Here is a 12,030-nt window from a genome sequence, read left to right as displayed (position 1 = left end):
CGTCCTATCTATAATCGCCCACTCAATCCCCGTCACATGCTTTTTGTATGAGGCCTTGCTTCGTCCGGGGAATGTCGTGTGCGGGAAAGGTCTTTCCGTGCAGAGCAAGGATTACGTTTCATCCCCCAGGGCTAGCGGCTCCCACCATGCGATCGTCCTGGGCCTTCTTTCAGCCGTCGGTCTCTTCGCCCTCGACATGTATCTACCCGCGTTGCCGACGATCAGTCTGGATCTTCACGCCGACAGCCATGCAGTCCAGGCAAGCCTGATCTCCTTCTTCGCCGCCATGGCCGTGTCGCAGATTATCTACGGTCCGCTGTCGGACATGTTTGGTCGTAAACGGCCTCTCTATGTCGGTCTGGCGCTCTACATCCTCGGCGCGATCGGCTGCGCGCTCTCCACCGATATTAGCTGGCTGGTCGCCTTCCGTTTCATTCAGGGCACCGGCGCCTGTGCCGGCGTCGTGATTGCCCGCGCCATCGTGCGCGACCTGCATACGGGAGCGGCCGCGGCGCAACTGATGTCGCGGCTTATGCTGGTCTTCAGTATCTCACCCATCCTGGCGCCGCTCGCGGGCAGCATCGTGACGGTGTTCGGGAACTGGCGGCTGATCTTTTGGGTCATGGTCTTCGCCGGCGCTGTCGGCTTTGTCGCGGGCCGCTTTTTCCTCGAGGAGACCCGTCCGGTTGCGGCGCGCAGTGAGAGCAGCCTCGGCGGGGCGTTGAAGGCCTATGGAACACTCGTTAGGGACCCGTATTATCTCGGTCTGGTGCTGATGGCTTCCTTTGGGATGTCCAGCTACATGATTTATGTCGCCAACTCCTCCTTCGTGCTCATCGGCCATTACGGGCTCTCTCCGAGCTTTTACAGCGTGGTCTTTTCCGTGAACGCCATTGGCTTCATTGGCATGTCGCAGATGAACGGCTGGCTTGCCCGCCGGATTGGTTTGCGTAAGGTGATTCGCGGTGCGGTATCTGGTTATGCGCTGACGATGGTGGCGCTGGCCGTCCTGATGGCCGGCGGAGTCGATCGCCTAGACATCATGGCTGCCTTCCTGTTTGCGGGCTATGCCTTTCTTGGAATGATCGTGCCGAATGCGGCGGTACTAGCGCTTGAACATCATGGTCGTATCGCCGGCACGGCCTCGGCGATGATGGGGACGGTCCAGTTCATGACGTCGGCGCTGGTGGTTGGCGTCAGCGGCATGTTCATGGATGGCACGGCGAGACCGATGGTAGCCGTCGTTGCCATCTGCTCGGCCATCGTGCTCCTCCTTTCGATCGCGGTGCTGAAGAGCAGGCATGTGGTGGCCGCCGAATAGATCCTGCTGGGCCTATTGCAGCGCCTGGTGCAGGCCGCTTCACCGAGCCCTCTTCGGCGAGCAAACTGTGCCGCCCAAGGGGTGGTATGCTTGGAAGAAAGGGACACACTGCTTGTGTTGGCGCGCGATTGGTACGAACGCGATGCCTGGCTCGGTCTGATGAGGCCGGTCATTGCGTGCGCGGCAGTACCTATCTGAGCGAGGCGTCACCGGTTCGAATCCGATCAACGGCACGGTATCCGTCGGTGTGGTGAGCTGATGCTCACCTTCTGTCGAAAGTCTGCGAACCGATGTCCAGGCAGGGGTGATGCCAACGCCCGCGGGCAACAACAATTTTTCGCGCCCCTCCCGAAACTCGGCGACGTTGTTCCTCTCGTCTCAGGAACTGGACCTGCGGCATGTAGGCGGCGACTTCACAATTCAAACACGATGCCGTCGATAATCTTTCGGCGTCTTGGCCTTTCGCAACACAGTCTGCCAGACTGCGCCGTCTTCTCTCTCGCGCATGGCCAAGACGCTTGGTTGCAGATCCTTCCCGCGACTTCAGGCGAGTCCACCGCGGTCATGTTTTGACGTTATCGCACTGATCACATAGCCTCGAATGATCGGAGAAATTTCCAGCAACCCCGTTCCGCCATCGCGCGGGCTGCTATCCCTTTATTCCGGCCGAAAGCATGATCGCGCGCGTGATCTGCTTCTGAAAGACAAGGTAGAGAATGGCGACGGGAAGGCCAGCCAGAACAGCGGCGGCCATGTCCTTGGCGAAACGAACGCCGAAGACGTCCTTTACCTGCGTGATGCCGACAGGGATGGTAATCGTGGCATCGGAGGTTGCGACCAGGAAAGGCCACAGGAAATTGTTCCATGCCGCGATGAAGGTGGTGATCCCCAATGCGGTTATCACGCCCCAGTTGATGGGAACATAGATCTTCCAGAGCGTGCGCAGATGACCAGCATTGTCGAGCATCGCCGCTTCATGGAATTCCTTCGGAACCTGATCGAAGAATTGTTTGAGGATGATGATAACGGACGGCACGACGAGTTGTGGGAGGACAATGCCGCCCCAGGTGTTGATCAGTCCGAAGGCGTTCATCAGCACGAAATGGTTGATGATCAGCGCTTCCGCCGGCACCATTACGGAAGCGATGAGGGCCCCATAGATGAGGCGGCGGCCGGGGAACTGGATCTGGCTGAGCGCATAGGCGCAGCAAGCGCTCATGATCAGCACCAGAACCGCGATGATCGCCGATGTGCCGACCGAATTCAGGTACCATTGCACGATGCTTGAATGGTCGATCACGTAGCGATATGGCTCGAGCGTCGGCGCTTTCGGGAAGAGCCCGGGATTTCGGCTGACCACCTCTGTGTCGGATTTCAGCGAAGTCACGACCGCCCAGTAAAGTGGAAAGAACCAGATCAGCGCCCCAAATGCAGTCAGTGCGGTCAGAGCGCGGCTGCTCCAGCCGCGCGAGGCGATTGCGTTCGTCGATGCGGTCAACTCTATGGGGGAGTTCGTCGTCAGCACGCTCATTTCGGGCCTCGCGCGCGCAGGAATTGATATTGCAGGACCGAGGCAATGAGGATGATCACGAACAGGATGGTGGCGACGGCCGCACCCTCACCGCCCTTGTTCTGCTTGAAAGCCAGATCGTAGATGATCGTCATCATAACCGATTGTGCGTCTGCCGGCGTATGCGCGAAATATCCCAGCAGGTACGGCTGCGCGAAGATTTTGAATTGCAGGATCAGCTGCAATGTCAGCACAAGCGCGGTGACCGGCCAGATCAGCGGCCAGGTAATTTTTGAAAAGACACGCCAGCGACTAGCGTTGTCGAGCGCAGCGGCCTCGTAGACATCGGGTGAGATGCTGCGCAATCCGGCAAGAAAGAGAAGGATGTTAAATCCGATCGTCCACCAGATCGTGACGACTGCAACCGAGGGCATGAAGTAAGTCGGCGAGCGCAGGACCGGTAGCGGCCGGCCGCCGGTGAAGAGACCGATGACGATCTGGAGGACGCCGTATTGCATGTTGGCGATCCAGGTCCAGATCTGCGTCACAACCGAAACCGGCAGAATCGATGGGAGAAAAAAGCAGGCAAGCACAAGCATTTGTATTCGGCCGCTCAGGCGATTGATGCCCATGGCGATGAAAAGCGCGAGACATGTGCCGGGAACGACGGTCAAGGCGATGAAGTAAAGCGTGTTCAGAAGTGCTTTTTGAAACTGCGGTGACGAAAGCTGGCGAACGTAATTATCCAGGCCTATCCATTCGCCGGGGCCGATCAGCGGCGCGTTGGTGAGGCTCATCGCCACCATCCGCCATGTCGGATAAGCGAATATCACCAGAAACGCGATGACTGCCGGTGCGACCAGCAGCGCTGCAACTATGGTATCCTGTTTTCTGTTGCTGACCGCGGCCATCCGTCACCTCTCTGGTTAATGCAGCCCCGGGGACCGGGAGGAGCCCCGGGGCCGTTGAAGAAAACGTCATTGAGAGTTCATGTGATCACGAAACTTCTCGAGCGTTTCCTTCACATCGCCTTCGCCGTTGAGCGGTCCGGACGCCATGTTTTGCCAATCGTCATCGAATTTGGAAGCCGCGCCCGTCAGCGGCGTCTTCGGCATGTAGAAGGCATTGAGCGCCATGGCGGCATAGTCTGCCTGTGGCTTGAGCGCCTTGTAGGCGGCCGAGGTGCTGACCGGCAGATAGGCCGGGATATGGCCGGCGGCGGCCCATTCCAGCGAATTCACGTTCATCCACCGGATGACTTCGAGAACCGCGGCGCGTTTTTCCGGCGTCATGGTCTTGCCGACATTGTTGGGAATGACGAAGGAGTGCGAGTCCGACCAGTTGGCGGCTTTGCCCATCCAGGCCGGAATGTTGATCATGCCATAGTCGAAGCCGTTGCCTTTGGCGACTTCCGTTTCCATCGTCGGCAGTTCCCAATTGCCGTTCAGGAAGAAGGCGGACTGTCCGGCGATAAAGGTGGGGGTGATGGTTTCCGTGTCGATGTAAGGCTGCGCCCAACCTTGCTTCACCCAATCGGTAACTTCGTTGTAGGCCTTTTCCATCTTCTCGAAATTGTCGCCCTGGAGAAACTTGCCGTTCTCCGTCAGCTGACCGCCTTCTTGACCGAACAGGGTGTAGATATCCCGCAGATCGCCGTTGGAGGAGGAGATGACGACGCCGTTCTTTCCAGCGTCCTTGGCCTTTGCCAGCACCGCGCGCCAGCCTTCCAGCGTGTCGATACCAGTCGGTTTGCCATCCTGGCCCAGCGCGCCGAGGTCCTTCAGCACCGTTTTGTTGTAGTAGAGCACTTCACCGTGGACATCGAAGGGAACGGCGTAACGCACGTTGTCGACCGTGGAGGCGGCAATCGCGTTTGGAGGATAGTCGCCATCCTTCAGGCCGACCGCCTCCAGCTCTTTCGGATCGATGGGCGACACTGTCTTTGCGGAAATCGCGCCCGCCAGACGCGAGAGGTGGTAGGTTGCGATGTCCGGTCCCTGACCGACAGCCGCGGAGGTCTGCAGCTTGGTGTAGTAGGGAATACCCCATTCGAGCGTCGTGCCCGTGATCTGGATCTTGTCCTTGTGCTCCTGGTTGAAACGCTGGATCAGCGCCTTCATCCGCACGCCGTCGCCTCCGGACAGAAAGTCCCACCAGACGACGTTTTCGACCGCGAATGCCGGAAAGGCAGTCATGAGGGCTAACGCCGCGATCGATGTTCTCAACAGGTTACGCATTCTCTCTCCTCCAGGCTGTTTCTCTCTTCCTCCCGGGCCGCTCTTCGCTGGGCGGCCCTTATGCCTCGCGCGGCGGCCAACGAGCCGCGTTATATCCCCTTGCAACTATCTGGACCGCCTCGACGTCCTCCCGGTCATATGCGGCGGTTCAATCTTTTGGCCACCTATCCGGCTGCCGTCTCGATGATGCAATCAAGCAAGGTTGCCGCCACGGGATCGACACCGGCCGCTTCGCGCATCAGGCCGAAGGTCGTGGCGACGATACGGCCGGCGCCAACCTTCCTCTCGGCAATGGTTGCACATGGCTTGTGGATCCAGCCCACCATCGTGCCCGCGTGCACCAAGCCGTCGAAATGGATCGGCCGAAAGCCGGTGATGACGCGGTTCGGGTTGACGCCGACGAAGGAGAGATCGGTCAACGGGCCGCCCGGCATGCGCTCGAATTTTCCCGAACGCTTCACCCAGCTGAAGCCCGTGACCCAATTGCCTTTCCAGATGGTGCCGTTGCGTTCGGTGACGCGCATCTGCGGCATGGATTGCCCGCGATCGCCGCCGGTCGGATAGTTCCAGTTCGGTTGATCGTTGCGCAGATTGCCGAACGGCAGCGGGCCCACATCGGCGAGAGACACATAATGGGCGCCGTGCTCCATGGCGTCGATATCGGCCTGACTGAGAGAGGACGCGACCCGCACGTCCGCCTTACCGGCCTCGACAACCGCATAGCCAAGCGCAGTCAGATATTGCGCGATCGCGGGTTCGGCCGAGAAGACGGAAAGGGCCGGCTTCGAGCGGCTGCCATAGACGCTGACGTCCAAGCTGTTGCGCGCAATCTCCTTGCCGCTGGCGGTGATCGTAAACAGGATGCTGACCTGACCGCCGGCCATGGTGGCGGTGAAGGGCAGAGAAATTGCCGGTAGATGATGCACCGAGGTCGCGCTAATAGCCGGGATCGCCATCTTTCCGGCGTCCGTCCCATCGACGCTCCAGCTCAGTTCGGCCGCGTGGATTGCCTTGCCGCCGGTCGAGATTTCGAGCTCCACGCTCGCCGTATCGCCTGCCCACACGGCATAACGCTGCATGCGCGGGATGATGACGACATCCGTGTTAATCTCGTGGAAGCGATTGTGGTAGGCGCGCGTATTGCGCTGCATGTCCATCAGGCCATTGGCTTCCCAGTGCAAATCGGTCAGCTCCGTGATGACATAGCCCTGAATGGAGGCATGGCGGCGCATCTCCTCGATTTCGAATTTGAGCGCATTGAACTGATGCCACTGCGTGTCTTCGATGAAGGAGCTGAAGGACGGAAAGACCTTGTCGAACTGATAGGTGCGGAAGCGCTGTTCGACGCCATGCGGATAGGTCGCGCCGTCGCTGTCCCACTCCAGGCCATTGATGAACCAGAAAGGTTCCTTGCCGTCCTGCTTGAGCTTTTCGGGATGCGGCAGACCCCACACGCCGAACTCGGAGACGACGAGCGGCTCGTCGCCGCGCCGTCTCGCATCGCCGTTCGGCGAATAGGACCACGCGGGCCGCGCGGCGAAAGCCGATACCCAGTCGGTCCATTCGCGTGCCATTTCCGGAACCGAGGCGTAATAGTGATAGTCGTCTATGTCGGAGACGACATGGAAGTTCGGAATGCAGGCGGAATTGTCGACGACCAGCCGTGTCGGGTCCATCCTCTTCAGCCAGTGATAGGCGCCTTCCAACCAGGCTCGCTGATCGGCGCTTTCGACGAGGCGTGTTCCCCAATCCTCGTTGATGATGGTCCAGATCACGATGGAAGGGTGATTGCCGTCGCGGCGCAGGATTCCTTCCATCGTATCGAGCAGGCGCTTCGCTGATTTCTCGGTGAAGGTCTGAATGTTTGGAATTTCCGTCCAGACCAGCAGGCCAAACCGGTCCGCCACATCGTAGTAGCGTGGATCGGGAGCCTTGATATGACAGCGCAGGAGGTTGAGGCCGAGTTCCTTCGACTTGCGTGCCTGATCCTCCAGAAATTCCAGCGACGGCGGCGCATAGATGCCCTCGGGATAATAATCCTGATCCAGCGCGCCGCGCATGTAGAAGGGGTGCCCGTTCAGAAAGAACTTTCCATCCCTTGCCTCGAAGGTGCGAAAACCGAAATTCTCCTCGGCGGCATCGATAACGTTGCCCCCCTCGGATAGCTCGGCAACGGCCCGATAAAGAGCGGGATCGTCGAGCGACCAAGCTTCGACATCGGCGACCTTGAGCGCAGCCAAAAACCGGGCCTTGTCGTTGAGCGCAAATTCGCTCGAAGCTGCGACCGCACCCTTACGATCCAGAATCGTGATCTTCAAGGCGCCGGTAAAAGCCGCTGCCAGCTCGACATCGATAGCGACATCGCCCGTTGCGAGATCGGCGCGAATGGCCTGGTGGGTGATATGCGCCTCGCTGCGGCATTCCAGCCAGACCGATTGCCAGATGCCACCCAGCATTCCGTACCAGCTTTGCTTGCCGTGCGGGATCTCGTCGAACGGGAAATCCGGGAAGGCTCGGGCATCGGCGCTTGGCAGCGTAACCTTCACATCCAGACGCAACTCGCCGGTCAACAGATCGAAAGGGATGACGAATTCGAAGGGCAGATAGCCTCCTTCGTGAGAACCGAGCGCGCGGCCGTTGACCGATACTTCGGCGAAATAGTTCACGGCGCCGAAATGCACGATGACCTGACGGCCAAGCCATTCCTGCGGCACGGTGAAGGCGCGGGAATAGGTTGCCACGCCGGCCGCGGCACGCAGATCCGGAAAATGAGCCTGCCAGGGCGCAGGCACGGCGATCGTCGTCGGCGTCCGCCCTTCCAGCTGAAAGTCCCAGGTTCCGTCGAGAGACAGGCGCGCACGCGGCCCGGAACGGGTATCGGCGAAACGGCGGGAGGCGATGGTCATGGCCACGAGCTTTTCGGTTGGATTAAGTCACAAAATAAGTTACACGAAAGTTTCGTAACTTATAAACTTAACTTCCGCAAGGGCCGTAGCTTCACATTGTCCGTCAGATTTCCTAACGTGCGTGCAGACTGCCCTTGAGTCCGAGAAAGAAACCGAGTGAACGACAAGACGACGAAACGACCGACCATGTCCGATATCGCCTCGCAGGTCGGCGTTTCGCATGCGACGGTTTCACTGGTGCTGAACGAGGCTCCCGGCAAGAGGGTCTCGGAGAAAGTGCGCGAGCGCGTGCTGGCTGTCGCCGCGGAACTTGGCTACCAGAAGACAGCGCCGGCCAATGACCCGATCGGCGGCATCATCGTTTTGCTGATAGACGATCTCATGGCCTCGCAGCATGCTGCGCCGCTGATAGAAGGTGTTCGGAGCGCGGCGGAAGAGCAGGGTTTGGCGGCGTTCACCGTCGTGACGGGCGGACAAGTCGAATTCGCCGAATCCATTCTCGACTATCTCGGACGGCGCCAGATCGTCGGCGTAATCTACGCCACGCTCATCACCCAGCTAGCGCCGGTCCTGCCTTCCAACCTTGGCAACTATCCAGCCGTCCTTTTGAATTGCCACCAGCAGCGGGCCGAGTTCTCTTCGATCATTCCAGGCGATCATGCCGGCGGTTATGCGGCGACGGAAGTCTTGATCAAGGCCGGCCATCGCCGCATCGCCATGATCGATGCCGGCAGGCAGCGGCTTGAAGCGGCGCGCGATCGCCTGAGCGGCTATCGCCAGGCGCTGACCACCTACGATATCGCCGTCGATCCGGAACTGATCCTTTCGGAAGCCTGGTCCCTCGATCTCGGGCGGGAAAAGATGCTGCAGCTCCTCGATCTGCCGTTGCCGCCGACGGCGGTTTTCTGCTTTTCCGACCGGGTCGCGATGGGCGCCTATGATGCGATCAGGATGCGTGGGTTGAGGATTCCCGACGACATTTCGGTCGTCGGTTTCGACGATGAAAGTCTCGCTCGAAAAATCCTGCCGCCGCTCACAACATTGAAGCTGCCGCACGAGGATATGGGCCGCTGGGCAGTCTCCGAGCTTTTGGAAAAGGTGATGCAGCCGAAGAAGCCACCAGTGAGGCTGAAGATGGAGTGCCAGTTGATCCTTCGCGCTTCCGTCGGGCCGCCGCCTTGAGTGCGATGAAGGGACAGCTCCTTGGGCATGGTCGGCCCCAGATGCGCCTGAGCGACGACATATGAGTGAGATGCTGCCCTGGCTGAGGTCCGTAAAGAAGAGCGAAGCGGTAATGGCCCGTTTGCGCATCGCGATCGTCTGCGGGATTCGCGAAAACACTCCATCCACCCCACGGAAGCCTTCCATCCGCTCCGAGGCGTTGACGAGGAATTCGCTCAGTTCAGCCGGGGGGTCGTGTTCGTGGTTGGTGAGAAAGTGGAGCACCGCCACGGGGCCTGTCGACATACAGCACCGTTGCTCGCCTGAGTGTTCGTTCAAGCTGCTTCGTATGCCGCCATTAGAGTTTTTTGCTCTGGAGCCAGCGTCGGATGACCTGGATGAGTTCTTCCTTGCGCTCCAACGGCAGCCAATGCCCGCAGGACAGACTCGCCACGGTAAGGTCTCGGCAGGCTGCACGCATCGGGTCGCCCTGACGATTTCCGTTGATGCTGCAGATCTGATCGAAGTCGCCGTTGACGAACAGCACCGGCTGCGACAGTCGGCCCCCATTGGGCGCCCCGCGCGCGTAGACGGTGTTGGCATCACCGTTCAGATACAACGCGCAGGTAGGGAGGAAGCCGCGAAGCTTGAACGCGTGCACCAGCTCTTCGAAGTCCGCCGGCGGCCACAGTGCCGGGTCAGGCCGAGTGGGCGGGGCTCGGTGTGCGGCGCCAAAGCGCCCACCGTTGCGGGTGACTTTCGCGGATGGCGAAACCTCGCCGACGGCGGCAGGGCTGCCCGATCGAAAGATCGATGCCAACGATGCTTCCGCGTCCGCGTCGAGGTCAGCCACCGCCGTATCGAAATGCGTCGTGTAGTACCGATAGTAGTCCCATTGGCCGTCCGGATATTGGTCGGCGGGGTAAATTGTTCGATCGACCAGCGCAACGAGCGTAGGCAGGGCGTTCCCGTCGGGAAAATACGCCCACGAGATCAGTACGACGCCACGGCAGCGTTTCGGCTCATGCGCGGCCAACGCACTGGCTACGATGCTGCCCCAGTCGTGGCCAACCCAGATTGCAGCCTCGCGGCCAAGGTGATCATGGAGCTCCGCCATGTCCGCCACGATTTCCTCGATGGCATAGGCATCGTTGGCTGCAGGTGCGAAAGAGCTGCCAAAGCCGCGAAGATCAGGAGCGATGCAGCGCCACCCGTCGGCGGCGAAGGCGTTCATCTGGGCGCGCCACATCAGACCTATGCTCGGCCAGCCGTGGAGGAAGATCATCAGCGGTCCGTCGGCCGGCCCGCATTCGATGTAATGCGTTGTCTGACGGGGCGTGCTGAAGGTGCGGGAAACCAGCGTTGATGAGAGCATTCCCCCCGCTGCGCCCGCCAGGACGGCCGCGTCGGTCACGAGGGCAGGGCTATCGCATATGGAGGCGGATGAGCACCATAAGCTCCTTCTCCCCTTGGGGAGAAGGTGGCCCGAAGGGTCGGATGAGGGGGTTATCGCTTTGAATTCATGGATTTTGGTGGTCTTGGCAGGCACCCCCTCATCCGCCTGGCGGCACCTTCTCCCCGCTGGGGAGAAGGGGGACAGCGGCGATCTCCGCTCATATGCGATACCCCTGGTCACGAGGGGGATGGACCGTTGGTCGGGATGCCCGATCAGGATCGGACCTTCGACGGGATGGTGTTGGATCGTAGGCATGCGCAACCGTACGCCGAGCACATGCTTGCGATTAGGCCTGAAATCACACATGAAGTATGAAGCAAAACTTCAAGGTGGATCACTTGCGACAGAAAAATATCCTCGAAGGCGTGGCTGTGTTTGTCGCCGTGGCCGAAGCTGGTAGCTTTTCCGAAGCAGCGCGGCGTCTCGGCATCTCTCCATCCGCGGCCAGCCAGGCGATCCGAAGCCTCGAGGAGCGTCTCGGCACGCCGCTTTTGCGCCGCTCGACCCGCAGTTTGAGTTTGACGGAAGTCGGTACCGACTATCTGCTGGCGGCGGCTCCTGCCCTGTCGCAATTGAGGCGAGCGGCGGAGGAGGCCGCACGACGGGGTGGTCGGCCAGCTGGCCCCTTGCGCCTCACCATGCCGCGCGCGCCCTTCGACCTGCTCATCGCCGCAGCACTGGCGGCTTTTCAGGACACCTATCCTGAGGTGGAGCTCGAGATCGCGGTCGAGGCGCGCATGATCGACATCGTCAAGCAAGGCTACGACGCAGGATTACGCTATGGCAATTGCCTCGAGAAGGACATGGTGGCAGTTCCAGTCGCCCCGAAGTCAGAAGCCGTTCTCGTCGCTTCACCTGCCTATCTTCATGCCCGAGGGATACCAAATCTCCCAAGCGATCTGCTCGGTCACCGCGCCGTGGTGTGCCGCAGTCAGACGACCGGCTTGATCATACCATGGATCCTGCAATCCGCAGGCGAGACCGTACAGATCGCGCCGCCCGCGGCAACGATCGTTCACGATCTCGCCTCACAGATCGAGCTGACTGTAAGGGGCTTAGGAATTGTCAGCGCTCCGGCTGCGAGCGTGTCCGACCTCCTGGCCGCTGGAAAGTTGTCACGGGTCCTGCCCGAATGGTCTTCGCCGCTGGAGGCGCTTTATCTCTACTTTCCGAGCAGGCGCCATCAATCAGCGGCATTGCGCGCGTTCGTCGCGTTTCTGAAGGGACGCACCTATCTTCCCTCCAACTGAGTAATGGTCAGGTTGAAAACGTAGATGGGCGAGATGAAGCCTCATCCCGCCCGGGATCAAATTCGCGCTCGGCCTTAAGACTGATCAGCCTGAAGGCTAGCAAGCAGTATGGAGCACACCGATTCTACGATCCGGCCACCTTTGCTATCCGATCATTGGCGGCTGAGGAATCCCGCCCTAGCGGTCATG

At 60.1% G+C, this 12,030-nt stretch carries 8 protein-coding genes; 3 read left to right on the top strand and 5 right to left on the bottom strand.

Going from position 1 to position 12,030, the window contains the following annotated elements:
- Window positions 1-97 precede the first annotated feature (97 nt).
- Window positions 98-1,321 (top strand): multidrug effflux MFS transporter, encoded by a 1,224-nt coding sequence (locus AC13QY_RS05140; protein WP_145323006.1) that lies wholly within the window; start codon window positions 98-100, stop codon window positions 1,319-1,321.
- A gap of 649 nt (window positions 1,322-1,970) precedes the next feature.
- Here the strand turns inward: AC13QY_RS05140 and AC13QY_RS05135 are convergent.
- The 4 genes from AC13QY_RS05135 to AC13QY_RS05120 form a co-directional block, all read right to left on the bottom strand.
- Window positions 1,971-2,852 carry a carbohydrate ABC transporter permease gene (locus tag AC13QY_RS05135; protein WP_488492781.1) on the bottom strand — a complete coding sequence of 294 codons (882 nt, stop codon included), beginning with the start codon at window positions 2,850-2,852 and terminating at the stop codon, window positions 1,971-1,973.
- Window positions 2,849-3,742 carry a carbohydrate ABC transporter permease gene (locus AC13QY_RS05130; protein ID WP_488492780.1) on the bottom strand — a complete coding sequence of 298 codons (894 nt, stop codon included), beginning with the start codon at window positions 3,740-3,742 and terminating at the stop codon, window positions 2,849-2,851. Before AC13QY_RS05130 ends, AC13QY_RS05135 begins: the two co-directional genes overlap by 4 nt.
- A gap of 66 nt (window positions 3,743-3,808) precedes the next feature.
- A complete protein-coding gene (locus AC13QY_RS05125; protein WP_488492779.1) occupies window positions 3,809-5,068 on the bottom strand; it encodes an extracellular solute-binding protein in 1,260 nt (419 codons plus the stop codon).
- A gap of 164 nt (window positions 5,069-5,232) precedes the next feature.
- On the bottom strand, window positions 5,233-7,974 hold the full coding sequence (locus AC13QY_RS05120; protein WP_488492778.1) for a glycoside hydrolase family 2 protein: 2,742 nt from the start codon (window positions 7,972-7,974) through the stop codon (window positions 5,233-5,235).
- 156 nt (window positions 7,975-8,130) lie between these two features.
- On the opposite strand from AC13QY_RS05120, the gene AC13QY_RS05115 reads away from it, so the two are divergent.
- Window positions 8,131-9,156: a LacI family DNA-binding transcriptional regulator gene (locus AC13QY_RS05115; protein WP_233788529.1), complete on the top strand. Its 1,026-nt coding sequence runs from the start codon at window positions 8,131-8,133 to the stop codon at window positions 9,154-9,156.
- A 337-nt stretch (window positions 9,157-9,493) separates the two neighbouring features.
- On the opposite strand, the gene AC13QY_RS05110 is transcribed toward AC13QY_RS05115, so the two are convergent.
- On the bottom strand, window positions 9,494-10,420 hold the full coding sequence (locus tag AC13QY_RS05110; RefSeq protein ID WP_488493383.1) for an alpha/beta hydrolase: 927 nt from the start codon (window positions 10,418-10,420) through the stop codon (window positions 9,494-9,496).
- Between the two features lie 509 nt (window positions 10,421-10,929).
- Between AC13QY_RS05110 and AC13QY_RS05105 the strand changes: the two genes are divergently transcribed.
- Complete coding sequence (locus tag AC13QY_RS05105) at window positions 10,930-11,841, top strand: LysR family transcriptional regulator (protein WP_488492777.1); 912 nt, start codon at window positions 10,930-10,932, stop codon at window positions 11,839-11,841.
- Window positions 11,842-12,030: the final 189 nt, after the last annotated feature.

This window comes from Martinezella sp. CNPSo 3795, assembly GCF_057784475.1.
Note: the sequence above shows the minus strand (reverse complement) of the source record. Positions and strands in the feature narration are given on the sequence as shown.

Coding starts and splice junctions, on each gene's coding strand:
- AC13QY_RS05135 (WP_488492781.1), bottom strand. CDS start 2,852: ATGAGCGTGCTGACGACGAACTCCCCCATAGAGTTGACCGCATCGACG.
- AC13QY_RS05130 (WP_488492780.1), bottom strand. CDS start 3,742: ATGGCCGCGGTCAGCAACAGAAAACAGGATACCATAGTTGCAGCGCTG.
- AC13QY_RS05125 (WP_488492779.1), bottom strand. CDS start 5,068: ATGCGTAACCTGTTGAGAACATCGATCGCGGCGTTAGCCCTCATGACT.
- AC13QY_RS05120 (WP_488492778.1), bottom strand. CDS start 7,974: ATGACCATCGCCTCCCGCCGTTTCGCCGATACCCGTTCCGGGCCGCGT.
- AC13QY_RS05110 (WP_488493383.1), bottom strand. CDS start 10,420: ATGATCTTCCTCCACGGCTGGCCGAGCATAGGTCTGATGTGGCGCGCC.